At 62.6% G+C, this 25,293-nt stretch carries 25 protein-coding genes; 12 read left to right on the plus strand and 13 right to left on the minus strand.

Features of this window, described 5'->3' with window-relative positions; translation table 11 throughout:
* Positions 1-129 precede the first annotated feature (129 nt).
* Positions 130-519 (plus strand): VOC family protein, encoded by a 390-nt coding sequence (locus PA27867_RS13020; RefSeq protein ID WP_066596990.1) that lies wholly within the window; start codon positions 130-132, stop codon positions 517-519.
* A 75-nt stretch (positions 520-594) separates the two neighbouring features.
* A complete protein-coding gene (locus PA27867_RS13025; RefSeq protein WP_157109221.1) occupies positions 595-1,167 on the plus strand; it encodes a TetR/AcrR family transcriptional regulator in 573 nt (190 codons plus the stop codon).
* A gap of 59 nt (positions 1,168-1,226) precedes the next feature.
* Here the strand turns inward: PA27867_RS13025 and PA27867_RS13030 are convergent, their stop codons facing one another.
* The gene (locus tag PA27867_RS13030) at positions 1,227-1,748 is read right to left on the minus strand and encodes a hypothetical protein (protein ID WP_157109222.1); all 522 of its coding nucleotides are present in this window, start codon (positions 1,746-1,748) and stop codon (positions 1,227-1,229) included.
* Positions 1,749-1,931: 183 nt separating this feature from the next.
* Between PA27867_RS13030 and PA27867_RS13035 the strand changes: the two genes are divergently transcribed.
* Positions 1,932-2,138, plus strand: coding sequence for a hypothetical protein (locus tag PA27867_RS13035; RefSeq protein WP_066596999.1), 207 nt, complete (start codon positions 1,932-1,934; stop codon positions 2,136-2,138).
* On the opposite strand, the gene PA27867_RS13040 is transcribed toward PA27867_RS13035, so the two are convergent.
* From PA27867_RS13040 to PA27867_RS13050, 3 genes are all read right to left on the minus strand, one after another.
* Positions 2,135-3,007, minus strand: coding sequence for a hypothetical protein (locus PA27867_RS13040; protein ID WP_066597001.1), 873 nt, complete (start codon positions 3,005-3,007; stop codon positions 2,135-2,137). The genes PA27867_RS13035 and PA27867_RS13040 overlap by 4 nt on opposite strands.
* A gap of 95 nt (positions 3,008-3,102) precedes the next feature.
* The gene (locus tag PA27867_RS13045; protein ID WP_066597004.1) at positions 3,103-3,564 is read right to left on the minus strand and encodes a hypothetical protein; all 462 of its coding nucleotides are present in this window, start codon (positions 3,562-3,564) and stop codon (positions 3,103-3,105) included.
* An 82-nt stretch (positions 3,565-3,646) separates the two neighbouring features.
* Positions 3,647-4,024 (minus strand): winged helix-turn-helix transcriptional regulator, encoded by a 378-nt coding sequence (locus PA27867_RS13050; RefSeq protein ID WP_066597008.1) that lies wholly within the window; start codon positions 4,022-4,024, stop codon positions 3,647-3,649.
* A gap of 83 nt (positions 4,025-4,107) precedes the next feature.
* Here PA27867_RS13050 and PA27867_RS13055 point away from each other — a divergent pair, with 83 nt between their 5' ends.
* Positions 4,108-4,521, plus strand: coding sequence for a RidA family protein (locus PA27867_RS13055; RefSeq protein ID WP_066597010.1), 414 nt, complete (start codon positions 4,108-4,110; stop codon positions 4,519-4,521).
* A gap of 172 nt (positions 4,522-4,693) precedes the next feature.
* Here the strand turns inward: PA27867_RS13055 and PA27867_RS13060 are convergent, their stop codons facing one another.
* On the minus strand, positions 4,694-5,533 hold the full coding sequence (locus PA27867_RS13060) for a helix-turn-helix domain-containing protein (protein WP_066597012.1): 840 nt from the start codon (positions 5,531-5,533) through the stop codon (positions 4,694-4,696).
* 206 nt (positions 5,534-5,739) lie between these two features.
* Here PA27867_RS13060 and PA27867_RS13065 point away from each other — a divergent pair, with 206 nt between their 5' ends.
* Together PA27867_RS13065 and PA27867_RS13070 are read left to right on the plus strand one after the other, a co-directional pair.
* The gene (locus PA27867_RS13065; RefSeq protein ID WP_066597014.1) at positions 5,740-7,140 is read left to right on the plus strand and encodes an amidohydrolase family protein; all 1,401 of its coding nucleotides are present in this window, start codon (positions 5,740-5,742) and stop codon (positions 7,138-7,140) included.
* Positions 7,137-7,391 (plus strand): Atu4866 domain-containing protein, encoded by a 255-nt coding sequence (locus tag PA27867_RS13070; protein ID WP_066597016.1) that lies wholly within the window; start codon positions 7,137-7,139, stop codon positions 7,389-7,391. The genes PA27867_RS13065 and PA27867_RS13070 overlap by 4 nt, the downstream gene beginning before the upstream one ends.
* Before the next feature lie 188 nt (positions 7,392-7,579).
* Here the strand turns inward: PA27867_RS13070 and PA27867_RS13075 are convergent, their stop codons facing one another.
* The 4 genes from PA27867_RS13075 to PA27867_RS13090 all read right to left on the minus strand — a co-directional run bounded on the left by PA27867_RS13075 (position 7,580) and on the right by PA27867_RS13090 (position 11,320).
* Positions 7,580-9,106 carry a PTS ascorbate transporter subunit IIC gene (locus tag PA27867_RS13075; protein WP_066597020.1) on the minus strand — a complete coding sequence of 509 codons (1,527 nt, stop codon included), beginning with the start codon at positions 9,104-9,106 and terminating at the stop codon, positions 7,580-7,582.
* A 42-nt stretch (positions 9,107-9,148) separates the two neighbouring features.
* On the minus strand, positions 9,149-9,421 hold the full coding sequence (locus tag PA27867_RS13080) for a PTS sugar transporter subunit IIB (RefSeq protein WP_066597021.1): 273 nt from the start codon (positions 9,419-9,421) through the stop codon (positions 9,149-9,151).
* Between the two features lie 58 nt (positions 9,422-9,479).
* Positions 9,480-9,941, minus strand: a complete 462-nt coding sequence (locus PA27867_RS13085) for a PTS sugar transporter subunit IIA (protein WP_066597023.1) — start codon at positions 9,939-9,941, stop codon at positions 9,480-9,482.
* A 194-nt stretch (positions 9,942-10,135) separates the two neighbouring features.
* Positions 10,136-11,320, minus strand: a complete 1,185-nt coding sequence (locus PA27867_RS13090; protein ID WP_066597025.1) for an ROK family transcriptional regulator — start codon at positions 11,318-11,320, stop codon at positions 10,136-10,138.
* Positions 11,321-11,414: 94 nt separating this feature from the next.
* On the opposite strand from PA27867_RS13090, the gene tkt reads away from it, so the two are divergent.
* The 6 genes from tkt to PA27867_RS20690 all read left to right on the plus strand — a co-directional run bounded on the left by tkt (position 11,415) and on the right by PA27867_RS20690 (position 17,718).
* A complete protein-coding gene (tkt, locus tag PA27867_RS13095) occupies positions 11,415-13,496 on the plus strand; it encodes a transketolase (protein WP_066597027.1) in 2,082 nt (693 codons plus the stop codon).
* Between the two features lie 11 nt (positions 13,497-13,507).
* Entirely contained in the window at positions 13,508-14,203 is a 696-nt protein-coding gene (gene deoC / locus PA27867_RS13100) for a deoxyribose-phosphate aldolase (RefSeq protein WP_066597029.1), read from the plus strand.
* 245 nt (positions 14,204-14,448) lie between these two features.
* Positions 14,449-14,667 (plus strand): hypothetical protein, encoded by a 219-nt coding sequence (locus PA27867_RS20680; protein ID WP_157109223.1) that lies wholly within the window; start codon positions 14,449-14,451, stop codon positions 14,665-14,667.
* 148 nt (positions 14,668-14,815) lie between these two features.
* Positions 14,816-15,703, plus strand: a complete 888-nt coding sequence (locus PA27867_RS13105) for a hypothetical protein (protein ID WP_066597033.1) — start codon at positions 14,816-14,818, stop codon at positions 15,701-15,703.
* Positions 15,704-16,322: 619 nt separating this feature from the next.
* Positions 16,323-17,249 carry a hypothetical protein gene (locus tag PA27867_RS20685; RefSeq protein ID WP_157109225.1) on the plus strand — a complete coding sequence of 309 codons (927 nt, stop codon included), beginning with the start codon at positions 16,323-16,325 and terminating at the stop codon, positions 17,247-17,249.
* Positions 17,215-17,718, plus strand: coding sequence for a hypothetical protein (locus tag PA27867_RS20690; RefSeq protein WP_157109226.1), 504 nt, complete (start codon positions 17,215-17,217; stop codon positions 17,716-17,718). Before PA27867_RS20685 ends, PA27867_RS20690 begins: the two co-directional genes overlap by 35 nt.
* Positions 17,719-17,823: 105 nt before the next feature.
* Here the strand turns inward: PA27867_RS20690 and PA27867_RS13110 are convergent, their stop codons facing one another.
* The 4 genes from PA27867_RS13110 to PA27867_RS13125 form a co-directional block, all read right to left on the minus strand.
* A complete protein-coding gene (locus tag PA27867_RS13110) occupies positions 17,824-18,912 on the minus strand; it encodes an endonuclease NucS domain-containing protein (RefSeq protein WP_066597034.1) in 1,089 nt (362 codons plus the stop codon).
* Entirely contained in the window at positions 18,912-20,111 is a 1,200-nt protein-coding gene (locus tag PA27867_RS13115; RefSeq protein WP_066597037.1) for a GIY-YIG nuclease family protein, read from the minus strand. The genes PA27867_RS13110 and PA27867_RS13115 overlap by 1 nt, the downstream gene beginning before the upstream one ends.
* The gene (locus PA27867_RS13120; RefSeq protein WP_236900707.1) at positions 20,108-22,009 is read right to left on the minus strand and encodes a DEAD/DEAH box helicase; all 1,902 of its coding nucleotides are present in this window, start codon (positions 22,007-22,009) and stop codon (positions 20,108-20,110) included. The genes PA27867_RS13115 and PA27867_RS13120 overlap by 4 nt, the downstream gene beginning before the upstream one ends.
* 73 nt (positions 22,010-22,082) lie before the next feature.
* Positions 22,083-24,773, minus strand: coding sequence for a DNA methyltransferase (locus PA27867_RS13125; RefSeq protein ID WP_066597042.1), 2,691 nt, complete (start codon positions 24,771-24,773; stop codon positions 22,083-22,085).
* Between the last annotated feature and the right edge of the window lie 520 nt (positions 24,774-25,293).

Here is a 25,293-nt window from a genome sequence, read left to right on the forward strand (position 1 = left end):
ATCACGCTATGTGTGTCTTAGACATTTGTAAAGAAGATATTTGACATTCGTCCAAGAAGTGCGACACTGATCACAAGCCGCTTCGCGAGCTCACGGCAAGAACGCCGAACCTTCGACAGGGAGACCGTCATGATCGATCACGTATATATCTCAGCCAGCAATCCCGAACGCTCGTACAAGTTCCTCCTCACGGCCTTGCAGCCACTCGGTTGGGCGGAATTCGCCGTGTTCAGCTCCGGCGGGCCCGGAACCCCCGTCGACACCTGGGGCCTTGCCGAAGGAACAAACAGCATCTGGCTGCGCCCGAGCACGAGGGACTCCATCGACGGCATCTACCTGGGCATCGCCGCCGACACTACGGATGCCGTCGATGCGGCATACGCTTGCGCCTTGGCCGCCGGCGGGAATGACGACGGCGCTCCCGGCCCTCGCCCGCAGTTCGCCGAGGGCTACTACGCCGCCAACTTCACCGACTTCGACGGCAACCAGTTCGAGATCGTCAACAAGAGCTGGGCCTAGAAGAACCTTCGGCGCCGGTCGCGCGAGTCCACAGCGTGCACCAAACGCTAAGCAACAAACCGAAAGAGCCAACCAATGAGTGCACGTCCTGTTTCGTCAGACCCGCGGTCGCAGAGATCTCGTCAGCAGATTTTCGCCGCCATGCATAGTCAGGCGCGTGCAGGCGAGCTCACCAGCATCTCGTCGCTGAGCGAGTCTGCCGGTATAACCAGAGCGACGTTCTACAACCACTTCGACACCTTCGAGGAAGCAGCATGGTTCGCCATCCTGGACAGCTTCGATCACCTCATCGCGCAAGCGTTTGAGCGACGGGATGAAGGAATCGAACTGGCAGTCGCCGCTATCGAGAACCTTCGAACAATCGTCGAGTTGCTGCGCGCCGAGCCGCAGCTTTTCCACCTGGCTGATAGCTACGACAACGGGTCGGACCTGCGCGGAATAGCTGAAATCATCCGCGTGCAGAACCGCATTGTCTGGGTGGACAGCGGAGACGACTCGGCCACAGCGGAGGTCGAAATCACCTACGCTGCCGCGGGACTCTACGCCGTGTTATCGATGGGTGCTCGAAGTGAGGATGACGCCGGCGAGATTGCGCGCGTGGCGCACTCCCTCCTGCCGGATTGGATGCGCCAGGCAAACCGCAACTAGCCGCTTCGAACACGAACCCTGCGAGCTGCTCCACATCGACGTGACGAGGCTGGGCAGCATCACCACCAGCGGAAGCGGCGCGGCACCGCGCCGGCCAGCGTCGCCGCCCCGCCGAGGGCGAAAATGACCCCGACAAAGCCGAGAACTCCGTCGGCGGCTGGCCCGGTGAGCAGCAGAATCCCGCCACCGAGCGCCACCACCCCGCGAGTCAGCCGCCACGCCAGGCGCACCCGGGGGCTGGGCTCTCGTTGGGCGACGCCGCTCCGGCCCGGCCAGCCGCTGCGGGGGCCGGGTGGGTTTGGGTTCTCCACCTCTGGGCCGTCGACGACCGCGGCGAACCCGTTGACCCACCGGCCGGTTCCCACCTCGGGGCAATTGGCGTGCACGCTCTCCTCGATGGGCTGGAAGTCTGCCGGCCACCCCCGGTACATCGCGGCCGTGAGGCTCACGTCGAACTCGACCCGGCCATCCGCCCAGAGGGCGTCGTACCGCACCCGGCTCGCCGGCCGGCGACGCCAGCGCGATTCGCCGATGAACCCTGTCGCGCGCACGGCGACGGGATGGTCTGTGGTTGCAGGCATAGATAGATGGTCACACACCGAACCCGTCTGCACCCGCACGCCGACGTCGGTCGAGCCCCTACCGCCGGTCGAGCCTCTCGAGACCCCACACCCCGCATCGGCGCTACACTCGCTGCGCACCCGTCGGCATGTCCCCCCCGCACCCCAGCGCACCGCCTCCTCTCCCGCAGAAAGCAGGCCGCCATGACCGTTCCCCGACTTCTCGCCCTCGCCGCGATCGCGGTCGTGTTCTACGTGATCGGCACCGGCCACGACAGACGCCGCCTCGAACGAGTGCGCATCCGGGCGCAGCAGGCCTGGCACGACCCGAAGCTCAAGAAGGCGCGCAGCAAATTGCTCAAGCTGAGCAAGAAGAACGCGAAGAAGATCGACAAGGCCGTGCACCACTAGTCAGCGTCGATCCGTTCGGTCAACGCATGCACAAGAAGTCCTCTGGCTTCCGCGTCTGAGAGCGTGTCGATATAGCGACTCGCGGCATCACCGTTGCCCAGCCCCGGCACTGCAGTGAGGATGTTCGCGATACGGTCGTCCGCTTCAACGAGTTGCGGCACACTCAGACCACCAACGACGACTACTGTCTCAGGCAGAGGCGTGAGGCCCACGTGTTTCATGGCCTCCCGATAGAAGCGACGCTGATTGATTAGTTCCTTCTGTTTCGCAAGCGCCGACATTTGATATGCCTTGGGGCTCGTATGACGGGCATTCCACACACGAATATCACGCGTCGTCATGAGGCTCTTGAATGCCGGAATTTCAAGCGAACGACGCACCTGCTCGTGCGCGTCGTTACCGTGCGCGATGATCGCCTTCACCGACGGATGCATTGACAGGACGGTCATCAGCGAGGCCCGGCCTCTCTCGAGCAGAGCAGGAGGCACTACTCCGCCGTGAAGGTCGTGGATGTACCAAGGGAACGCGTTCCATGGGAGTGTCTGCTGGTCAGTGAGACCGACGGATGCCCAGATCTGGCCCATCAGCTTGGCCGTCTCGTCGTTATTCTCGATAGACAAGAAACCGACAGGCTTGTGCGACGTGACGCCGGCATCCGCCGCCGCCTGGCCCACGATCGTCGCTGGCCCCGGGTTGGAGCTGACGACCAGCATGAGTGCCTCTTCGGCGTTGTAGTGCGGTGCCACATACGGCACAAACGAACCCGGCACGCTGGCCTGCAGGTCGTCCACGAACCTGTTTATCCGCTCGACCTGATGGTTATATATGCCCGCCAGTTGCTCTTGGAGAAAGAGCGGGTCTGTTTTCATTCTCCTGGCCACGCTGAATGGTACCGAAGCGGCGGGATCCCTCGATTCGGCCGCGTGGCCGCCCCGGCGAGCACACAGCTCGCCGGGCGACTCCCCTACTCCTTCTGCAGCTTCACCGTTGTCGTGGTTCCGAGGGCGCTCACCTTGTAGCTAATGGTGCCGCTCTCATACGTGAACTCTTTGGTGTCGTCCGAGGACGCCAGCATGGCCGAATCCGTGGCTGCTGCATCCCGCTGTGACGTCCATGTGACGGGCTCGCTCGCGTCGGTCGGAGCGACGAATGTGCCGACCCAGTAGACCGACGTGGTGTCCCCGCCGTCGGTGACCCAGTCGACACTGATCGTGTCTGCGGTGATCGTGGCCTGCTGATACGCATCTTCACTGGCGGAGTTGCTTTGCTTCCAGGTGCCGGTCAGGTCTGGTGCCTGAGCCACCTCTTCGGTGGGCGTCGAGTCCACGGGTGCGGATGCAGTTGTAGACGTAGTTGCCTCTGTGGCGCTGCACCCCGTGAGGGCAAGAGCAATGGTGAGAACGATGGGTACAGCGAATTTCTTCATGTTGTCATCATGACGCAGATGCTGAAGGCCCCTGACCGGTGTTGGGAGTGGACCGGCACCGCGACATGAGCCTGGGTCTCGGCTACCCCTCTACGGCGTCGAACCGTTCCCGCGCCTGCTCTACCTCGGGCATGTTCTCGGTGGTCCACCGCAGCAGCGCATCGACGAGTTCGTTGAGGGTATTGCCCACCGGCGCGATCCGATACTCCACGGCCACCGGACGGGTCTGCAGCACCACCCGCTCGATCATGCCGTTGCGCTCGAGCCGGCGCAGCGACGCGGTGAGCGACTTCTGCCCGATGGCCGGGATCGCCCGGCGCAGCTCGTTGAACCGCAGGTCCTTGCCGCAGAGCACATCGAGCACCTGCAGTGACCACTTATCGAGCACCTGGTCGAGCAATTCGCGGTGCGGAGCATCCACCTGGAGAAGCGCGGAACCGGCCGGAGAGGTGTCATTCATGACACCTAGTCTCGTTGAAGTTCCCTTCGTGCACTAGGTAGACAGGAGATACCACCTACCGACTTCAACGAAAGCAGCCCCACATGAGCGTCGAAACCTTCTCCCCCGCCAATCTGTTGCAGCCCGTGCCGTATCACCACGTCGCCATCGGCACCGGCACCCGCCACGTGCACGTCGCCGGTCAGATCTCCCGCGACGGCGACGCCACCCACATCGCCACCGGCGACCTCACCGGCCAGGTCGCCCAGGTGCTCCGCAACACCGCCCTTGGCCTGGCCGGTGCCGGCGCCACCTTCGCGGATGTCGTGCGGTTGCGTTTCTTCCTCACCGACGCATCCGCGCCGGGTCGGGTCGAGGCCTTCATGGCCGGCATCGAGCTCGTCGCCGAGGAACTGGGCCTACCGCAGCCGCTGCCGCCGGTCTCAGTCATCGGGGTGGACTTCCTCTTCGAACCCGACGTGCTCGTGGAGCTGGAGGCCTACGCCGTGCTCGACTGAGCGAGGTCGACGTTTCGCGGGCCAGGCGCCGTTGCGCACCAGGCGTGCCACCGGCGAAGCGGCGCTTTGCTCGCGCCCCTCGAAGAACCGGCCGCGCGGCACCCACTCAGCCGCCGGGAACCGGCGAGCACTGCACGGGCCATGCGCCCATCCGGAGGCCGTTCGGCAAGCCTCAGCCTCGAGCGGCGACGGTGCCTGCCCGGGTCGCGGCCAGCGATTCCAGCAGGCGGAGCTTGTCGGCGCTGGCGGTTCCGCTGACGGCCTTGTAGACGATCAGTTGCTGGCCGGGCGTGGAGCGGATGTCGAAGGCGTTGTAGTCGAGCTCGATGTCGCCGACGTCGGGGTGCCGAAACGACTTCGCCTCGTTCGTCTTGCCGCGCACGTCGTGCCGCGCCCACAGGAGTCGGAACTCGGCGCTGGCGCGGTGGAGCGTGGCGACAAGCTCCCGTACGCGCTCGTGACTGCCGGCGTGGCCGAGGGCGAGACGGATGTTGGCGACGCAGGTCTCGGTCGCGCGTTCCCAGTCGGTGAAGAATGCCTTTCCGGCCGGATCGACGAAAGTCATCACGGCGAGATTGTCGGACCGGGCGAATCCGGAGTACAGGGCATCCGCCAGGTCGTTGGTGGCGAGGATGTCGAGTTGGCGGTTGATGATGACCGCGGGAGTGTGCGGCCACGCCTCGAGCAGCTCCTGAAGCGACTCGTCCACGGCGTCCCGCACCGGTGTGCGGGTCGTCGGCATGAGACCGGCCAGGCGGAAGAGGTGTTCCCGACGGTCGGCGTCGAGGCCGAGGGCCCCGGCGATTGCGTTCAGCACCGCGGGAGAGGGGTTGCGTTCGCGACCCTGTTCGAGGCGGGTGTAGTAGTCCACGCTGATGCCGGCCAGCATGGCGACCTCTTCACGGCGGAGGCCGGTGACACGGCGGCCCGGAAGGGTGCCGATTCCAACATCGTCCGGCTGCACGTGTCCCCGGCGTGCCTTGAGGAACGCGCCCATCTCAGTGTTGGTCATGAGACGACGGTAGTTGATCGGCGGGCGCTCTGGCAGGCACCACCACACCCTGCCTCAATGGGCTGAAGCAGGGTGTGACGCACCCCGGTTCGCCACGGTCTGTTCCACAATTCCGGCTGCCGAGAAGCTTGATCTCGCCGCGGCAAACCCCAGCCTCATGTTCCTCCGCGACTGACATCACCTACGCCACTTAGAGAAAGACACCCATGCCCACCTCCTCTCTCGCCGATCTCCTGGCCGCTCGCGCCTCCGAGCAGCCCGTTCTGCTCACCGGCGGCGCCGTCGTCACCATGGATCCCACCGTCCCCGATCTTGATCACGGCGATGTCCTCCTCGTGGGCTCCCGCATCGTCGCCGTCGGCACCGACCTCCTGTCCGATCCCGAGCACGGCGCCCTCGCGGCCTCCGCGCTCACCCTCGACACGCGCGGCTGCATCGTCAGCCCCGGCTTCGTCGACAGCCACCGCCACGCCTGGGAGACGCAGCTGCGCCGCAGCATCCCCGACGTCACCGACCTCGGCGAGTACGTGATGTCCACTCTCGCCGGAATCGCCCCGAGCTACACACCCCACGACATGTACGTGGGCACCCGACTCGCCGCGCTGACGGCACTCGACTCCGGCATCACCACCATGCTCGACTTCTCGCACAACTCCCGCACCGCCGCGCACTCCGATGCGGCCGTGGCCGCCCTCGTCGACACGGGTATCCGCGGCGTGCACGCATCCATGGCACCCCACTTCGGCGAGTGGGACCACCAGTGGCCGGCCGACCTCACCCGGCTGATGGATGGCTCCCGTGGCGGCGATGAGTCGCTCGTCACCTTCAGGCTGGCGGCGCTGTCGACCGACGAGATCGCCGGACCGGCCATCGCCTACGGGCCCGAATTGGCTGCCGTTGCCCGCGACCTCGGCGTCTGGACCTCCATCGACGCCGTGTTCGGGAAGTCCTCTTCCGAGGCGATCCTGCGCTGGGCCGATCAGGGCATCCTCGATCCCACTCTCACCCTCATCCATGCGACCGGCCTCACGAAGGAGGCATGGTCGGCAATGGGCGATGCCGGTGTCACCGTCTCACTGGCTCCGACCTCGGATGCGCAGATCGGGCTCGAGTCGGCGATCCCGGCTGTTGATGAGGCCCTCGCGGCGGGTATCCGGCCCGGTCTCAGCATCGACGTGGAGGTCGCCCTCGCCAGCGACATGTTCACGCAAATGCGCTCTCTGCACGCCATTCAGCGGATGCGCGCAACGAACGCCGCCTACCGGGGTGCCGAGGCCGCACCTCGCATCACCACCCGGGACGTGCTCGACTTCGCCACCCTGCAAGGCGCCACGGCGAATGCGCTCGGGCACGTGACCGGCTCGCTCACCCCCGGCAAGCAAGCTGACCTGCTCATCGTGCGCGCCGACGACGTCAACAACATGCCGCTCAACGACGCCATCGGCACCCTCGTTCTCGGCGCCGATGCCCGCAACATCGACGCCGTGCTGGTCGCCGGCACCCCGCGCAAGTGGGCCGGGCGACTCGTCGGTGAAGACCTCGACTCCCTCCGGGAGGACGTCATCCGCTCCCGCGACGACATCAACCGACGGGTGGCCGCGCTGTGACGGAATCGCCCGAACCTACGCATCCGTATGTCGGCGTCTGGGTCACTGCCGACGGCGAGATCCGTCAGCGGCTGCTCCCGGACGGACGGTACGTCGAAGCGCGCGGGACTCGGGAGGCCGCCTACACCGGCGCGTACTGGGTTGAGGGCTCGATGATCTTCTACCGCGACGACATCGGGTTCACCGCAGACGGCGTGTTTCGCGGCGACGTGCTGCATCACGCCGGCATGGTGATGTACCGGCGGGAATGACGGCATCGGTCGGAACGGTTCGCCGGTCACACGCCGATCCGCGCGAGGCGCGCCACCTGCGCACCGGCGCCTGCCCAGCGCATCTGCACATCCCGGCCGCATCCCTCCCGCGAAACGGCGCGTTGCCCGCACAACGCCAGAGGGCGACCCCGCACCGCGGAGCCGCCCTCTGGCGAGACGAGCTGGAGCTAAACGGCCTCGGCCGCCGCTTCCTTCTCCGCCTTGCGGCGCGCCTTCTCGGCGTCGAGCACGGCCTTCTCGGCCGCCTTCTCCTCGGCGATCCACAGATCACGCTTGGCACCGGGCACCCAGCCCTTGTCCACAACGCGGATCTGGTAGACGATCGCGACGCTGACGAGCACCACGGCGATGAGGATCGCGAGAACAACGGCGAGGCCGCCGCCCACTCCGACGCTCACACCCACCAGGGTGCCGAACCAGCCGAAGTCCGCGTCGCCGAAGGTACTGTTGGCGAAGCCGAAGTCGCCGAGCACCAGCAGCAGAATGGCGGGCAGGATGGTGATGATCACGCCGTTGACGAAACCACCGATCATCGCGCCCAGGCGTCCGCCGGTCGCGTTGCCGTAGACCCCGGCGCCACCACCGGTGAAGAAGTGCGGCACCATGCCGGGCAGGATCAGCGCGAGACCGAACACCGGGTTCAGCCACACCGCGAGCACACCGAGGGCGATGAGGCCACCGGCGAAGGAGCTGAGGAAGCCGATCAGCACGGCGTTGGCGCCGAACGGGAACACGATCGGGATGTCCAGGGCCGGGCGGGCTCCGGGGACGACCTTCTCGGCGATGCCCTGGAACGCGGGCACGAGCTCACCGAGCACGGTGCGCACACCGTAGAGGATGACCGCGACCCCCACACCGAACTGCAGCGCCTGCGCGAACGCGGCCATGATGAACGCGCCGGCGTCGGCGGAGCCGAAGATGTCGAGCGCATCCTGCATCGGCAGGGCGATGAGGCCCCACACGGCGAAGACCATGTAGATGAGCACCATCGACAGTGACGTGGCCACCATCGAGTCGCGCAGGAACTTCAGGCCCTGCGGAAACTTGATGTCTTCGGTGGACTTGCTGTTGCGGCCCACGACCTGGCCGGCTGCACCGGCGGCGATGTAGCCGAGGGTGCCGAAGTGGCCGATGGCGATGGTGTCGTTGCCGGTGATCTTCTTGGTCCACGGGTGCACGAACGCGGGCATCACGACCATGATCACGCCGAGCAGCAGCGCGCCGATGAGCACGACGAGCCAGCTGGCGCCGTCGCCGAAGCCGACGGAGAGCACCACGGTGAGCATGGTGGCCATGAAGACCATGTGGTGCCCGGTGAGGAACACATATTTAAGAGGAGTGAACCGCGCCAGCGCGAGCATCACCAGGAAGCCGAGCGTGAGCACGTAGGCGCTCTGCGCACCGAACTGCTCCTGCGCGATGGCGGTGATGACCTCGTTGGTGGGGATGACGCCCTGCGCGCCGGTCACCGCGAGAATCAGGTTGCCCAGCGGGTCGAGTGAGCCCACCACCACGTTGGCGCCGGCGCCGAGAATCAGGAAGCCGAGGGCCGCTTTGAGGGCACCGCCGATCACCTGCCCGGAGTTGCGCTTGAGCGCCATCAGCCCGATCGCGGTGATGATGCCGATCAGATACGCGGGCACGTTGAGGATCTGCTGCCCGATGAAATTCAGTACGACGACAAGCCACTCCATTGTGGGAGCTCCTAATTCTGTGAGAGTGAGACGGTGACGGGGTTACTCGACGGCGGCGGTGAGCTTCTCGGTGATCTCCTCGAGATCGAAGAAGTTGTTGATGATGATGACCTCGGCGGGCACGTCGCCGAGCTCCTCGGCCAGTTCCTCCGAGGTGAGCACGATCTCGGCGGTCTGCGCGGCGCCACGGGCCACGCCCATGTCGGCGGCTTCAACATCCGCATCGATGCCGAGCTTGGCGAGAACCTTCTCGGCGTTCATTTTGAGCAGCACTGAGGTTCCAATGCCCATTCCACAGACGGCGACGATCTTCATGGGGTGCCTTTCGATTGGGTGAGACGAGTGTGAGAAATACGGATGTTTAGGGGCCGCGTTACGCGGCAGCAGCGGCGAGGTCGCCGAGCACGGCGCGCACCTCGTCGGCGGTCTGGGCCACCGTCAAGCGCTTCATCGCGGGGCCGTCGGAGAGCACGCCGGCCAGGGCCCGCATCACCTGCAGGTGCGCGTCGTGGTCCTTGGCGGCCAGGCCGATCACGAGGGTGACAGGGTCGTTGGCCTTGTTGCCGAACTCCACGGGGGTGGCCAGGCTAACCCAGCTCAGTCCCCCGGTGAGAACCGCGGGCGACGGGCGGGAGTGCGCGAGGGCGACGCCGGGAGCGATGACGATGTACGGGCCGTGCTTCTCGACCGCGTCGATCATCTCGTCGGTGTAGGCGTCCGTCGTGGCTCCACCGGCCACCAGGCCTGCGCCCGCGAGACGGATGGCGGCCCGCCAGTCGGCGGCCTCCGCCTGGGTCTCGATCGACGACAGCGCTTCGGCCAGGTTCAGTGCCACGAATGAACTCCTTTGTTGTTTCCGGTGCAGCCGGCCCGCGAGGGCGACTGGCTTGACTGTATTAGCCTAAGCGACCTTTTGTCTACAAGTGCACCAAAGTAAATTCGGATGCCCTTCCCGGGTCGCCGACAGCGGGCGCGCCAAACTGGGCGGCCGGGAGTACCGCGGTCGGGCCGGAGTAGTGACGGGCCGGCCTATGCCGGCTGGGTGTGCAGCGAGACGCCGATGCCGCCGCCGCGGGTGAGCCGGCTGATGCGGTCGGCCTCGAAGAGGGCGTCCTGCGCGATGAGCGAAGCGCCGGTGACGCCGGCGATATGGCCGAGCCGGGACTTCTCCACCACGAGGCCCTGCAGGGCGAAGTCGCGGGCGCCGGCGAAGATCGCCTGCCGGATCGCACCGAGGAACGGCTCGCCGGCCTGCGCCAGGTTGCCGCCGACCACGACGGCCTGCGGGTTGAGCAGCCCCACCACGTGGGCCAGGCTCTGGCCGATCTCGGTGCCGGTCTCGGCGAGCAGCCGCAGCACGGCGGGGTCGCCGTCGTTGGCCAGGCCCACGATGTCGCTGCTGGTGCGCACCCGGCGGCCCAGACTGAGCAGTTCACCGCGGATGACCGCGCCGCTGGCGATCGACTCCAGTCGCACGGTGCGCTCCCCGCCGGCACGCACGGCGCTGAGCTCGCCGGCGCCGCCGCGGGAGCCGTGGTAGATCGAGCCGTCGAGCACGAACGCCAGGCCCACACCGATGCCGGCCTTGAGCACCACGACGTCGCGGTACTCGGTCCAGCCGCGGCGGGCCTCGGCGAGCGCCATGATGTTCACGTCCCGGTCCACGGCGAAGACGGCGTGGTCGTAGCGGCCGGCGAAGTACTCCTTCACCAGCACGTCGTTCCACTGGGTGTCTACCTGCGGGCTGGCGAGCCGGCCGGTGACGAAGTCGACCGGGCCGGGCACGCCCACCCCGATGCCCACCACGTCGGCGCGGGTCTTGCCGAGCCGGTCGAGCATGTGGTCGAACACCTGGCCGGCCCACTCGAAGATCTCGGCGGGCCCCTCGCTCAGGCCGATGTCGGCCTCGTCTTCGCTGAGGATGGTGGAGACCAGGTCGGTGATGGCCAGGCGGGTGTGCGAGCCGCCGATGTCCACGGCCAGCAGCAGGCCGGCATCCGGGTTCACGGCGAATTCTTCGGGCGGGCGGCCGCCGCGGGAGTCGAGCTGCCCCACGCTCATCACGATGGAGGCGTGCAGCAGCTCGTCGAGCCGGCGGGCCAGGGTGATGCGCGACCAGCCGAGCTGCTCGATGAGGTCAGTGCGGGTGGTGGCACGGCCGGACCGGATGAGGTCAAGCACCACACCCGAGCCGGTGGACAGAGCGTGTGCCATAGGATTCCCGTCTTCCGAACGCATCCGCCCGGCCTGCGGGTGGTGCATAACCAATTGTTTGACTTAAGTACATTTGTATACCAAAGTATCTCGCATGGCTACCGAAACGAAGAAGTTCCCGTCACAGACGACGTCCGCCGAACTGGACGCCCGCGCCGTCGCAAGCGCCCAGGCCCTGGCCGCCCACGTGGTGCAGGCCAAAGGACATGGGCACGGCGGCACCGCCATGGCATTGGCACCAGTGTCCCACGTGTTGTTCTCCCGAGTGCTGCGGCACTCCCCCGCCCACCCCGACTGGCCCGCCCGCGACCGCTTCGTTCTTTCGGCCGGTCACGCGAGCCTTCTGCTCTACACGCAGCTGTTCCTCACCGGCTACGGCCTCACCCTCGACGACCTGGCCAAGAGCCGCACCCTCGGCTCCAAGACGCCCGGCCACCCCGAGGTGCACCACACCGTGGGCGTGGAGATGAGCACCGGACCGCTCGGCCAGGGCGTCGCCTCCGCGGTGGGCATGGCCATGGCCGCCCGGCACGAGAGCGCCGTGTTCACCCCCGGCTCCGCCCTGCTCGACCACACCACCTGGGTGCTAGCCGGCGACGGCTGCCTGCAGGAGGGCGTCTCCGGCGAGGCGTCGAGCCTGGCCGGCACGCTCGGCCTCGACAACCTCGTGCTGATCTGGGATGACAATCACATCACCATCGACTCCGGCACCGACGAGACCTTCAGCGAGGACGTGCGCGCCCGGTACCGGGCCTACGGATGGCGGGTGCTCGAGATCGACACCCCCACCGACCTCGACGCCCTCGAGGCCGCCCTACGCGAGGCCGCCGAGCGCACCGGCCGGCCCACCCTGGTGGCTCTCCGCACCGTGATCGGTGCCCCCTCGGCCAAGTTCGGCGGTACCTCCGCCGCGCATTCCGGCGGCTTCGGCGCCGACGAGCTCGCCCTCGTGAAGACCACGCTGGGCTTCGCGCCCGACGCGCCCCTGCACGACCTTGTCGCCCCCGACACTCTCGAGCACACCCGCAGCGCCCTCACCCGCGGCGAACGGATGCATACCGCCTGGGAGGCGGACCTCGCCGCCTGGGCCGCCCGGGAACCCGAGGCCGCCGCCCGCTGGCGCGCCTTCCGCGGCGGCGAATTCTCCACCGCCGCCCTCGACACGGTGAAGCTCGGTGAGCCCGGCGACATGATCGCCACCCGCAAAACCAACGGCGCCGTGCTCCGCGCGCTGCAGGGCTCCGCTCCCCTCTGGGGCGGCTCGGCCGACCTCGCCGGGTCCACCACCGTGGAGGTCGACGGCGACCGGTTCTCCGCCGCTAACCCGGCCGGCGAGTTCATCCGCTTCGGCATCCGCGAACACGCCATGGCCGCCATCCTCAACGGCATCGCCCTGCAGGGTCCGTGGCGCCCGTTCGCCTCCACCTACCTGGTGTTCAGCGACTACATGCGCCCGAGCATCCGCCTCGGCGCCCTAATGGGACTCGGCGCGGTCTACGTGTACACCCACGACTCCGTCGCCGTCGGCGAAGACGGCCCCACCCACCAGCCGGTCGAGCAGATCGCGTCGCTCCGCACAGTGCCGGGCCTCGACGTCGTGCGCCCCGCCGACTCCATCGAGGTCGTCGCCGCCTGGCGCCGCATCCTCGCCTCCCCCGACCGCCCGGTTGCCCTGATTCTCAGCCGGCAAGACCTGCCCGTGCTGGCAAGCACCAACCTCACCCCCGCCGGGGTGACCGCCGGCGGCTACGTGCGCTGGCAGAACGGTGACGGGGCCGACTTGGCGATCCTCGCCACCGGCAGCGAAGTGCACCTGGCCGTCGAAGCCGCCACCCGGCTTGCCGACAAGGGCATCAACGTCCGCGTGGTCTCGATGCCCTGCGTCGAGTGGTTCGCCGAGCAGACCGCCGACTACCGCGAGTCCGTGCTGCCGGCGGGCCTCCGCGCCCGCGTGGCCGTCGAGGCCGGCCGCGGCGACGCCTGGTACCGCTGGGTGGGCCTTGACGGCCAAGTCGTCTCCGTCGAGGAGTTCGGCGAATCCGGCAGCGGCCCCGAGGTGCTGCGCCTACGCGGCATTCACCTCGACGCGGTCCTCGCCGCCGCCCACACCACCCTCGCCACAACCACCGGTACCCCCGCCGCAGCGCACGGCACCGCCGAGCTCGTCACCAACTAAGGACACACGCCATGACTTCCCTCTCCCCCGACGCCGCCACCGTGGCCCGCATGATCGACCACACCCTGCTCAAGCCCGAGGCCACCGCCGCCGACGTAACCGCCCTCATCGCCGAGGCCATCGAGCTGGGCGCCTACTCAGTCTGCGTCTCCCCCTCGATGCTGCCGCTGACCATCCCCGCCGGCGCCGACCTCAAGGTCGCCGTCGTCTGCGGCTTCCCCAGCGGCAAGCACCACAGCAGCATCAAGGCCGCCGAAGCCGCCCTGGCCATCGCGCAAGGCGCCGACGAGATCGACATGGTCATCGACATCGGCGCCGCCAAGGCCGGTCGCTTCGCCGACGTGCAGGCCGATATCGCCACAGTGCGCGCCAGCATCCCGGCCCCGAAGGTGCTCAAGGTGATCATCGAATCCGCAGCGCTGACGGATGCCGAGATCGTCGCCGTCTGCAAGGCCGCCGTGGCCGCGGGCGCCGACTTTGTCAAGACGTCCACCGGCTTCCACCCCGCCGGCGGCGCGACCGTGCACGCCGTTCGGTTAATGAAGCAAACCGTGGGCGATCGGGCCCAGGTGAAGGCGTCGGGTGGCGTACGCAGCTTTGCCGGGGCCCTCTCCTTGTTCGAGGCCGGCGCGAACCGCCTCGGGGTCTCCGGCAGTTCGGCCTTGCTCTCCAACGGCACCCCCACTATCCACGACATCGCCTACTAGAGCTGCTACGCGAGGTCGACGCCTCGCCAGTGCGAATTCGCGCAGGTCGACCTCGCTGAGACTCGGCGGACGACCCCACTGGGCCAGCTTCCTAAGAGCCAGGAGCCTTCACGCGTCAAGCTGGTCCTTCCTAGGGCTCACACTGACCTGAATTCGGCCACCGGCACCGTCTTCGGCAATGCAGTAGCTTAGGCCTTCATACATATTTGTGGCAGGTCAAGGGCCATTTTAGACATGAGGAATTTGTGGACAGCGAACGAGTGATCGAGATTTTGCGTGAAGTAACTCGAATGAAGATTGAGAGGATTGGCGATCAATACAACTTCACGCTAAGAACTCACGTCGAGTGGTTGGCAACGATGCCTGTCAAGGAAATTGAGGAACTCGCCGCCTCAGTTTCGTTGATGTCTGCTGTTGATGAAACAACCGCGATTACGGGGGACTTCTGCAGAGTACTTGGTTAGCTTTTCTGGCCCCCCGCGCCCGGCGCGGTTCCGACCAGTGGTCGAGCTAACCGATGCAACCGAAATGCTGACATACCGGCTCGGAAAACCATCAATCGCCTTCGCAATATTCATCACGGACCGACTCCTATCATTGCCCCGAACCGGCATGAGACCCTTCCGGTTCGTTTCGGCGGCGGCGCGCCCCTTGTTCGATCTGGCCGAATCGACCGTGCTCGAGATGTTTGTGGACACGCTACGCATTACGACCCTTGAGATATGTTCGGAAAGACAGCTATCAGCTTCGTCGTGGCAGCCTCTCGCCGACGCCTTCTACTTCCACGTGGGGTACAACCTGGACTACCCAGTGATTCCTCAGCCGACACTTAAGGAAATGTTACGGAGCACCAAGATTCAGAACGTTCGACGGACGAACGCTGCAGAACTTGACGCCCCTCATCGCCGGTATATCCCTGACCTCGTCCATAACTACCAACTAGCGGTGTCGACCGACAGCCCGATGCTCGCATTCCTCTCGTTCTACCACGTGGCCGAGCATTGGTTCGATGAGGTTATTCAGAATGACATTGCCGCGAAGCTTCAGTCAGTGATTAGTTCGCCTGACTTTTCCTATAAACGCATGAAAGACCTTCGCAAGCTCATCCGAATGGTGAGCCGTGAGATCCAAACTCGAAATGACGAACTCGTGATCAATGAGATGACCGCGCTGCACCTAACTCTGAAGCTGTACTTGGACCTGATCGACCTTCGCGCCGTCTTGGATTCTTTCGACGACACACTCGTCGAGCACTATTCGCACTCCGATGTCTCGTTCTCAAAAGGCGACGTATTCGATTTGGGGAGCAACAACCACGAAGCAGTTTTGCTGGCGCTGACTAAGCGCATCTATAAGACGAGGAATGCGCTGGTGCACAGAAAGAACGGTGATAGAAGCCGATTCGTTCCGTTCAAGGATGACAAGGCATTGGAACCGGAAGTAATCCTCATGAGATTCATTGCGGAGCAAATCATCATCAAGAGCGGCACCGTGGCCTAACCGCAGACGAATGCGTGCAGAGGTTGCGAGGTCTATTGGCACGTCCGCCTTCGCCCGTCGAATCCGCCTGTGGGCTCCCTATTGCCGAAGCCGCCGGGCTGAAGGGCCAAAATCGCTGTGCTTCTATAGCCGGGCGCGCGAGAGGAGTCGCAAATATGTTGAATCCAACTCGTCGCAGGTCATGAACTCGTGCTGACCACCGTCCCACTCTGACCCCGGTAGCCTCCCCTTGGCGGCGAAGGCGCCGCGCCTCAGCTCCAAGAACGGGCACTGTCCAGTACCAGCACCATCCGGAATGCCCGTCATTTATGCTCGGCACTTTCAACGCTGAGAAGCCATTCGAAGGTTGAGCGCCTCGACTGTCGCGATCTTGTAACGAGCCACAAGATCAATCAGTAGGATTCGAACAAGCGGTTCAGCGATGAGGAATGAATAGTCAACAATGACGACGTATCAGATGGCACCCTACTTGATCTTTATTCGGCCGAAGGGATCCGCGGGGGACGTCCGACCGTTGAAGGACGTGGATGGCAGGGGCACAAGGCTCCTGGACTTAGTCAGCTATGCGCTAGCCGCTTCCATCGGCACACGCTCATTCCAACTTCCGAAGAAGAACGATGTGTCCTTCAACGTTTCCGGCCTCCGCGTCGGAGAGAGCGCAATCTATTACACAGTTAGTCACGGCAGCCGCGGGATTGAGTCCTCAATCGGAGCTTCGGACGAAGATGAGATCTTCGATCGCAAAACCAAGCACGTGGAAAGCATCGAGTTCCGTAATTTAGTCTTGTTTCCGAAGGGCGCCAGTTACGCTCTGCTTCTGACCGAGCGGATTGGCGGCAGGGGGATAGCGGCGTTCAACGAGAAGCTACTGAAGGACACAATTCAAGCGGCTGTTGAGGGTTCAATCTTCTCACATACGGCTTTGGTGACCGCAGCAGATCTTGACAATGTCCCTCTCCTGCTGAACGCCGTGAATTTCGAGTTCCCGAGCAAGACGGACCCTGACGGCAAGTTCATGGACGTATCGGGCCTGGATGGCATATTTTCGCTTCGCTACAGATTCCGGAAGGCTCGAAAACTGTCGAGGTATGTCGGTAAGGACGGCGAGAAATTGAGCGCGTCCGAAGTGTTCGGCGTCCTGAATCCCGCACTTACCGCGGCGGGTCTCAACGGATCGGGTGACAACTTGAAGGAGCTTGGAGTCAAAGCCAAATTGAACGTAACTCTGCCTTCGGGAAATACCCGCACATTCACCCTTGGCGTTCAAGAAGGACCTGCTTTGGTCTATGCCTTAGAGGCGGAGCAGAGCACATCGCACCACACCGTCAGCACGGGAGTGCAGCAAGAATCCGTCGATCGACCATCAGTTGAGGATTTCTTGCGTGTGGCCAGAGAAGTAGTGTCAGACGTGAGCGGTAGCTTTACTATTCCACTCAACACTGTTAGTGATTGTTACGTTCCGGCCGGTCACGAACCTGTAGTGTGTCCCCCTAACTGGAAGGTGGTTTGGAATGAACCAGATCACACCGCTGCAAGTAGTTCGTGACCATTTAGCGTTATCTCCGCAGTTCAAAAATGAACGGCCAAGAAAGCTTGGTGTCTTCATCGTCTTGGTGTTCATCGCCACAGCAGTCGCCGCGACTGTGTGGCTATTGGGCATCGAGACGGACGCGATGGGTTCGTTGCTGACCGCGACATCGATCATGACCGGCCTAGTATTCACAATGGCAATGCGGTTCTGGGAAAGAAGCCTTGATGCACGATCAGACCCGGATTTGATTTTCGACGAAAAACGTCGAAATACCCTCGATGACATGAAAACATTACTTCTCTGGACGGTATTTGCAGGAATCGTCAGTACGGCATTTCTGGCTGGTGTTGCCATCAACGTGGGAGCAGCGAAAGCCAGCGCGTGGACCACGGGCGTCGCAGCAGGGCTCATCAGTTACCAGCTGCTGTACGTTTCAAGGGCGTTGTTGTCACTCTATTCGTCGTCCTACACTTTGCGTAGATAGCGCAAACAGGGTTCTGGAACTCGATCGCCAGAACCAATCGGCGTCAGGAATTGAGCGGCCCGGAAGTGTCAACTGACAGATGAGAGAGCGCCAATAAATGATCGTCTAATCGTCGAGACCGAAGGCCGCAGAGACCTGGTCGATGGTGAACTGGTTGCGCATCTTCGCGGCCGTATTTTGGTTGGCGAACATCCCGAGCTTCCAGAAGGCCTGTTCACGCGGGATGGCGTGCGTCCACTCGACAGGCACTGACCATTCAGCCATGTCATCATCCTCATCCCCCTCATGGCGGTACTTCCCCTGCAGCGGGAGCGAGTTCAATGCGGTTGAAACTCCATTGTGCAGCACCGATGTCTCATCAAACCGCTGCGCTTCGTCGAGAACCGTTCCGACGCCGACATATCCAGCCTTAGGGATGCAGGCGAAGACGCGCGATCCGGGGGTGAGGTTCTTCAGCGTCCGAGAGAACCACTTGTCGCCGCCACCGGAGATGAAGCCGTATGTCATTCCATCAACCCAGTGCCTGCCGGCCGGCGATTCTCCAAAGGAGACATACCAATCCTGCCCGTTCCAGGGCTCGCGAGACTTTGTCTTGTGCTTAGTCGCAGGCGTAGGTGCCATCTGTGCGTCCTGCTCAACGAGCCACGTGCGAGCGAGGTAAGCGGCCCCGTTATCGTGAAAATGACGGAAGAAGACGACGTTAATCGGGATGCCAAAGTCTTCGTTGAGGAACCGCACGATACGTTCAGTGGCTGCGTCAACGGATGCAGCGACGATGGTAAAGACCTGCGTTGCGTTGACCAGGTCCGGCAGTGTATCGCCGAACTGTTCCTCGAAGGCTTCCTCCAGCGCGACTCCGGGCCGGTAGCCAGCGAAGATGCTCGTGATTTCGGTGCGTCCCAACGTCGCAATCCAAGAACCGTAGTCGAGGGTCTGGGCCGTAACATCTCGGGGCGTCTTGTCCCGCTTAAGTTCAATCACGTGGACCGCCGCGGTCTCATCGATGGCGAGGAGATCGATATATCCGCCATGCGCGGTGGTTACCTGGCGGCCGATGATCAGAAGCGTCTCACCCAACATCGATGGGTCTGACTCGATGTACGACTCCAGCTGCGCCTCGAGGCCGATGACCGTGGCGGTGATGCGGGTGAGCTTGTCCCCATCCGCGCGCCAGAGCCCCATCTCGACGCCCATCAGGCACGCTCCACGAGTTTGGTGAGCTGGGCGTCATAGACGTAGTCGATGATGTCTCCGGACATGATCAGGCTGATCGCCTGGTCGATTATGTTCACTGGCACGACGAACCATTCCGAGGGATCGTAGCTGCGTCCGTTCCCGGCAACTTGATTGATATCGAGTCGCACTTTGGCGAAGACGCGATGCAAGAGGTCCTCAAGCGCAGAGGCCCTAAGGTTGTAAGTCCGATAAGTGGACACGATTTCCACTGGGGCCATCAAGTAGGTGGCGTCCTTTTCCGCACCCGCGATGCGTTTCTCGACGGAGCTGCGAGTGAAGCCGATCTTGTACAGATCTTGTCTGTTCGCGATCTGAGGATCTTCACTGAGGGAACGCAACACATAGATGTACCCGGTGGCTTCGTCATCGGGGAAGATCTCCGCGGGACCTGCGTGTACCACAGCAAGGCCGTCCTGTTCGAGGAGCTGACCGGCGAGTGAACGCCGAAACATGCGTGACTCGGTCCCGTTCTCAAAGATGGTCAACGTGCGCGGCTTATATCGAGTTCGCACGCCGGGGGCCGGCTCAGGGTCCGTGATCTCCGCCACAAAGAGCATGACCCCTGAGAGGACGAAGAACTTACCCTCTTGGATCGACTGCTGCCCGCCCGTCTCGGCGAACCTCACGAGTTTTGATGTGCCGGCCCGTAACTCATCATGCTTCTGTACGAAGAGGTGCTCGTACTCGCCGAAGCCCTCGGACTTCAGCCTCGTCTCCACCCTATCCGGCGCGACGCGACGAGCTCGGGCCGGCAGATCGGAGGTGTCCAACAGCCCTAGATCGTCGCCGAGAAGATCCAAATAATCGCTGCCGAGCAGTTCGTCGATCGATGCCGGAATGTCTGCGAGTTCTAAGAGACCGAACTCGTCCAAGTGCTTCAGCGCGGCGATCTTCTCCTCGGCCGCGAGGATCCCGTCGAGTCGAGCCCCTAGCTTTCGCTCGGCGATTTCCTGCGTCGTCGAACTGGGGTTCCTGTCGTGGATGCGACGGAACTCCACGATTTCAAGGAACGCTCGCTCCAACCGATCGCTCGAAGTGACTTTCTTTGGCTTAACTGCCGCGTCCAACAGCCCATCGACGTCGGAATCGATCAGCCACTGCATGTCTGTGCCTGGCTCAGGCTCGTCGATACGCTTGTTCGAATCGGCCCTGCTCATGACTCAACCACCATCTCGGTTGCTCGCTGGGCTGCGAGGACCTGTTGCTTCTTCCTCTGGAGGAACAGCAGTCCTTCGGCGTAGCGTTTCTCCGTGGGGTCCTCACTGCGCACGTTGGGCTTACGCGCATTGACCTTCGCCCAGACCTGGATCTTGGGCCACAGAATGATGGCCTCTTCCTCAGTGATCTCGATGCGCGTCGCGGTGATGCTGTCGGAAATGATTCGCAGGACGCTCGGCGTGACTGACTTACTCATAACCTCGAAAGCCCGCTGGAACGGGTTTACGGAGTCGATTAAGTTGATGTCGATCTCGTCGATATTGACGAATTTGTCGGCCATTCTGATGAACCGTTTGTCGCCGACCTCGCGGACCTCACCGTTCTTGATGACAGAGTCCACAACGACCTGTTGGCGAAGCTCTTCAACCTGAGTCTCGTCGAGGTCGGGGTACCGTTCGCGGATGATCTTCGGGATGAGTACCCTGTTGGTCACCTCGGGGTCCAGGCTGCCAGCGGCCGCTTTAGTGAAGGTGTCGTCCTGGAGGATTGTGGCTTTGAGCTCATTCAGGTCGGTTGCGACGATTTGCTGGACCCTCGCAGTGGAGGGCTCTTTGAAGCCCTTGATCCTCAGTTCTCCGGGCTTCGGTGCATCGTCATTGCCTGTCTTGGTCTTGAATACGAAGTTCGGCGCCAGCACCTGCTCCATGAGCAGGGACGCGGTGATCGCCTTGAGGATGTTGTTCACCGAATACTTCACCTCGTCAGTCGCAGCGTCAGGCTGGGCGATGAGGTTGGTGAATTGCGCGTGCTGCTTGCCCGGGCTGTCGCGGGTAACGCGACCGATGATCTGGATGACCTCGGTCAGTGAAGCGCGGTAGCCGACGGTCAGGGCGTGCTCGGCGAACGGCCAGTCGAACCCTTCCTTCGCCATGCCAAGCGCGATGATGATGTCCACTCCATCGCGATCCTTTGAAGCGACTGTCGAAAGGTAGTGCTGGGTCTCGGAGCGTTTCTTCTGGTCGGCGTCATCAACCAGGTCCGCGACGCGGAGGATCTGCCCGGTGTCTTTGCGGCGGATCCGGATGATGCCGGTGTCCTCCGTGTCGATGACCTCGCCGATCGAATCGATGATGAATCCGACTTCTTCGATCTTGTCTTTGGTGGATTCACCCGAGTTCACGTTGGGGATGTGAAGAATGGTCTTTTTATCGAGATCAAGAACCTCGCCGATCGCTTCCGTGTAGCGCCCCTGGTAAAAGTGGTGGCCGATGCCCAGCGATTTGAGATGTTCATACCCGTTGAGCTGGTCGTAGTAGTTGAACGTGACCGGGGTGAATTTGGCCTCGTCCTCAGTGGAAAGCACGGGCACAGAGTCGCCACGGAAGTAGGAGCCTGTCATTGCCACGATGTGCACGTCCGAGCCATTCATAACGTCACGAAGCAGCGCCCCGAGCCGGTTCCCTCCGATGTCGGCGGAGACGTGGTGGAACTCATCGATCGCGAGCACCGTCCCGTTGAAGGCATCCGGCGCGATCTTCTCGAAGGCGAACCGCAGAGTGGCATGGGTGCAGACCAAAGTCGCATCCGGACCCTCCAGGAATTTGATGAACGCAGCGACCTTGCCCGCCGAAGTTCCCGGCGTGCAGAGGTTGTGTTCGGCCTTGATATTCCAGTCGGCAAAGAACCCGTGGGCGGTCAGATCTGTTGAAGAGAACGATGCGCCGATCGAACGTTCCGGGACTGCGACAATGACCTTCTTACGGCCCTGGTTGTAAAGCTTGTCAAGTGCCACGAACATGAGTGCTCGCGACTTGCCCGATGCAGGCGGCGCCTTGACCAGCAGATGCTGGGCGTCGCGCTTCGCGAAGACACGCTGTTGCATCTCGCGCATCCCCATGGCGTCAGTGTTTACCGACGCACCTGTGCGGGCGTACGTTACGTCAACGATGTTAAGCGGCTGGTTCAATTTCTTAGCTCCCCATAATTGCTTCGTCAGCAGTCATCAGTTCATACATGCTGAAAAGGTCCGACAACCGCTGTTCGTCCGTTTCGTACCCGCGCTTGGAGAAGATCGCGTCGACCAATGAGTCGACTTCTGAATGCGCGGCACTCAGATCCGCAGGCATAAAATCTGGGTCGTACAACTCGGCGAGTGTCTTCTGACAGTGGTACTCGCGCACGTCGAGCACTCGTAGCGCTGCAGCCGAAAGCCGCTCTCTTAGTGCTTCCGAGAGCGGCGGAACCGGGAAGTTGTTGTAGACGATGGTGTTTGAGTAGCGAAGACGGGTCTCAAGCTGACCGCCCACGGCGCGAGTCCACGTCATGTGCATTCTCGACGTCAATAGGGCGAATACCCACGGCTCCGCGTCGTAAATGGCAAACGCATCTGAGATGACGATTGATGCATCGAGATATCCCATCGGCATATACTCTCGCCGCTCGGAAGAGACGCGCGGAATGATTATCGAATCCGTCGGCCTATAGCGGATCTCCACAAAACGGTGCGGTATCCGTGCGTAGTTCTGAGTGGCAACCTTCTTACTCGCCCGACGCACCTGCGCAACTCGATCGAGACGGCTGGCAATAAAATCTATGCGCCGTGCATTATCTACCTCTTCGTCAGGGATCCAGAGGCAATACCGCGCCTTGTCGTTGATGAACTCATCTGGTCCCATGAACCGCTTGATGTACGCGCCCACTTCTGGATAGCTAGTAAGTGCCTCTTCCCTCTCAGCGTCGGAGAGAAGGAGCGCCCCTCCATCTTTTGGGAATGAGCCAAGCGTCATCGGCGGCAGGGCTGACGACATTGGCTTAGAACTACGTCTCAGCATTACGTTGGGCGCGTCCGTTAAATAGCCATTGATGTTGTTAGCATCGACCTGAATTTCGTCAGTGTATATATGCTTCGGCCTGGAGCTAGCCGCACGCAGGTTGATAACGACGACAGTGACACCTGCGTTCCGCTTGGCGTTGTTCACCCACTTGAACGAGGTGTACGCGTATCCAATCTCGATATCCTTGGCGAAGATTATCGGGAACAGTAGTTCCACCTGCGCTCCCTGGGTAATCGAATTAGTGCTCACGAAGGCAAGCTCTGCGCGACTTCCTTCGATGTAGTCAGCACCTTTGACGAACCACAATGCGATGTAGTCGAGATCTGACGAAAAAGTGCGTCCTTGAAATACAAACGGGTAGTCCGCCTTCATGTCAGCGTTTTGCGTCTTCCCACCCTTGTATGGCGGGTTCCCGATGAGGTAGATCTCCTCGTTTCCAGAGTTGACGCAAACCTGCTGCCAATCGATGCGAGCTGCGTTTCCGCGATGAATTTGCCCAGTCTCCTTGAGCGGGATGAGCGGCAGATCGACTCGGAACTTCGCCAAGAACTCTTGATTCATCTGATGTTTCGCGATCCAAAGCGAAAGTATTGCAACCTCGACCGCAAAATCGTCGATCTCGATTCCAAAGAAGTTCTCGATCTTGATCTTGGAGTCAGCGAACAGTACCTGATGCTTAGAATCGATCTCCGTGAGACGCTCGAGGATTGCGTGTTCTAGCCGGCGCAGTTCCTTGTAGGCAATGACTAGAAAATTTCCCGATCCACACGCCGGATCGAAGACCTTGATCTGCCCGATTCGATCGAGGAGCGACTCGAGCTTTCTTGGCGTGTTGTACGCGCCGTCGAACTCCGCCTTGAGCGAATCCAGGAAAAGCGGCTCGATCGTCTTTAGAATGTTCGGCACCGAGGTGTAGTGCTGTCCGAGATCCGAACGCTTACCTGGGGTGACGATCGCTTGGAACATCGACCCGAAGATGTCTGGGTTGATCTCTCGCCAGATCAGCTTGCCGGACTCGATAAGCAGGTCGCGCGACTTTTTTGTGAACTCCGGAACCACATGATCTGTTGTCATTGTGAAAAGTCGTCCGTTCACATAGGGGAACGCTGCCAGGTGAGCGGGCTTGTCGTTTGCATGCTCCGTGTCCAGCGCAGTGAAGACAGTGGTAAGGAACCCGGCTACGTCGGAGCCGTCGGACTGGGTATGGGAGCCCACGGAATTAGTGAATTGTCCCTCAGCGAAAATCCCGGTGTCCTCAGCGAAGAAGCAGAACAGCAACCGTGTGAAGAACACGTTCAGCGAGTGTCGCCCATTTGTCTGGTTCAGCAAGTGCGGGTTGGCGCTGAGCAGCTCGTCGAAGAGCTTCCCCATTCGCTCGGCGGCTTTGACGTCGGCGTGGGCCTCGGCAACGTATTGTGCTTTCTCCATACCGGCCCAAGGCAGGAAAAACGTGGAGTGCTTGTCGATGTCCCGTATCGAGATCATCAAGTTCTCGCCAGTCTTAGTGTCGACGGCGATCAGTTCGGTGTAGTCGGTGACGATTACAAAACGTGTGTTGAAGCGCACTATGGCCGGCGAAGTCCGCAGTGATTCGAACGAGGCCAGCGGATCACCGGTTGTCTCGTGGAAATAGACAACATTCTTCTGCGCAACGTCGGTCGCCTTGTCCTCAGCGACGTTGAGCGAACCATTCCGGAGCCTCGTGACGTTGCCCTGGGACCGGCCGTAGGCGAGGAGTAGTTCAAAGATGAAGTCTCGATCGTAGGTCTCTCGTCCGCCCAAAAGAGCTACGCGCTCCTGGACTGCTTTGAGGTTGAGCTTCACCATGGCGTACCTTCGTTCATCTTCTTCATAGAGGGAGCAGGCAGCGAATTTGGCGGACTCACCTTAGAGGTGCCCACTTGGACTCTGCCGCAATGTCACCGCCCACCCAGTCATCACGCTCGCCTGAAACTCGCAGCGGCGGCCAACTTTTTAGGCGGCATGCCCTTGTCCGCGGTAAAGGCGTAGACCATGTCTTTGGCACACCGAGCTCGGAAGCGACTTCGTCAGCCGACAGCCAAGACTCCGTCGCCAAATGCCAACCCTCAACTTCCGCGCCCGGACGCGGGCACACACCTCGACTGTAACGGATCAGGCCCTTCTGAACCGTGCTTATCAGGTCCTGACCTCGAGGTGTCAAGGGTCGTAAGAGCCGCCTGCACTTTGGCAGCCATTGGGACGTACCCAGGCGAAGCCGCGGGTCCCATAATGGAAAGCCTCACTCTCCGACCGCCACCCTCCGCGAACGCACCGGCCTTCCCGAGCGCGAACATCGCCGGTTTGAACTTTGAAGCGCGAGTTCCTG

Source organism: Cryobacterium arcticum (assembly GCF_001679725.1).
GTDB classification, from domain to species: domain Bacteria; phylum Actinomycetota; class Actinomycetes; order Actinomycetales; family Microbacteriaceae; genus Cryobacterium; species Cryobacterium arcticum_A.

Coding starts and splice junctions, on each gene's coding strand:
- PA27867_RS13020 (WP_066596990.1), top strand. CDS start 130: ATGATCGATCACGTATATATCTCAGCCAGCAATCCCGAACGCTCGTAC.
- PA27867_RS13025 (WP_157109221.1), top strand. CDS start 595: ATGAGTGCACGTCCTGTTTCGTCAGACCCGCGGTCGCAGAGATCTCGT.
- PA27867_RS13030 (WP_157109222.1), bottom strand. CDS start 1,748: ATGCCTGCAACCACAGACCATCCCGTCGCCGTGCGCGCGACAGGGTTC.
- PA27867_RS13035 (WP_066596999.1), top strand. CDS start 1,932: ATGACCGTTCCCCGACTTCTCGCCCTCGCCGCGATCGCGGTCGTGTTC.
- PA27867_RS13040 (WP_066597001.1), bottom strand. CDS start 3,007: ATGAAAACAGACCCGCTCTTTCTCCAAGAGCAACTGGCGGGCATATAT.
- PA27867_RS13045 (WP_066597004.1), bottom strand. CDS start 3,564: ATGAAGAAATTCGCTGTACCCATCGTTCTCACCATTGCTCTTGCCCTC.
- PA27867_RS13050 (WP_066597008.1), bottom strand. CDS start 4,024: ATGAATGACACCTCTCCGGCCGGTTCCGCGCTTCTCCAGGTGGATGCT.
- PA27867_RS13055 (WP_066597010.1), top strand. CDS start 4,108: ATGAGCGTCGAAACCTTCTCCCCCGCCAATCTGTTGCAGCCCGTGCCG.
- PA27867_RS13060 (WP_066597012.1), bottom strand. CDS start 5,533: ATGACCAACACTGAGATGGGCGCGTTCCTCAAGGCACGCCGGGGACAC.
- PA27867_RS13065 (WP_066597014.1), top strand. CDS start 5,740: ATGCCCACCTCCTCTCTCGCCGATCTCCTGGCCGCTCGCGCCTCCGAG.
- PA27867_RS13075 (WP_066597020.1), bottom strand. CDS start 9,106: ATGGAGTGGCTTGTCGTCGTACTGAATTTCATCGGGCAGCAGATCCTC.
- PA27867_RS13080 (WP_066597021.1), bottom strand. CDS start 9,421: ATGAAGATCGTCGCCGTCTGTGGAATGGGCATTGGAACCTCAGTGCTG.
- PA27867_RS13090 (WP_066597025.1), bottom strand. CDS start 11,320: ATGGCACACGCTCTGTCCACCGGCTCGGGTGTGGTGCTTGACCTCATC.
- tkt (WP_066597027.1), top strand. CDS start 11,415: ATGGCTACCGAAACGAAGAAGTTCCCGTCACAGACGACGTCCGCCGAA.
- deoC (WP_066597029.1), top strand. CDS start 13,508: ATGACTTCCCTCTCCCCCGACGCCGCCACCGTGGCCCGCATGATCGAC.
- PA27867_RS13105 (WP_066597033.1), top strand. CDS start 14,816: ATGAGACCCTTCCGGTTCGTTTCGGCGGCGGCGCGCCCCTTGTTCGAT.
- PA27867_RS20690 (WP_157109226.1), top strand. CDS start 17,215: ATGAACCAGATCACACCGCTGCAAGTAGTTCGTGACCATTTAGCGTTA.
- PA27867_RS13110 (WP_066597034.1), bottom strand. CDS start 18,912: ATGGGCGTCGAGATGGGGCTCTGGCGCGCGGATGGGGACAAGCTCACC.
- PA27867_RS13115 (WP_066597037.1), bottom strand. CDS start 20,111: ATGAGCAGGGCCGATTCGAACAAGCGTATCGACGAGCCTGAGCCAGGC.
- PA27867_RS13120 (WP_236900707.1), bottom strand. CDS start 22,009: ATGGGGATGCGCGAGATGCAACAGCGTGTCTTCGCGAAGCGCGACGCC.
- PA27867_RS13125 (WP_066597042.1), bottom strand. CDS start 24,773: ATGGTGAAGCTCAACCTCAAAGCAGTCCAGGAGCGCGTAGCTCTTTTG.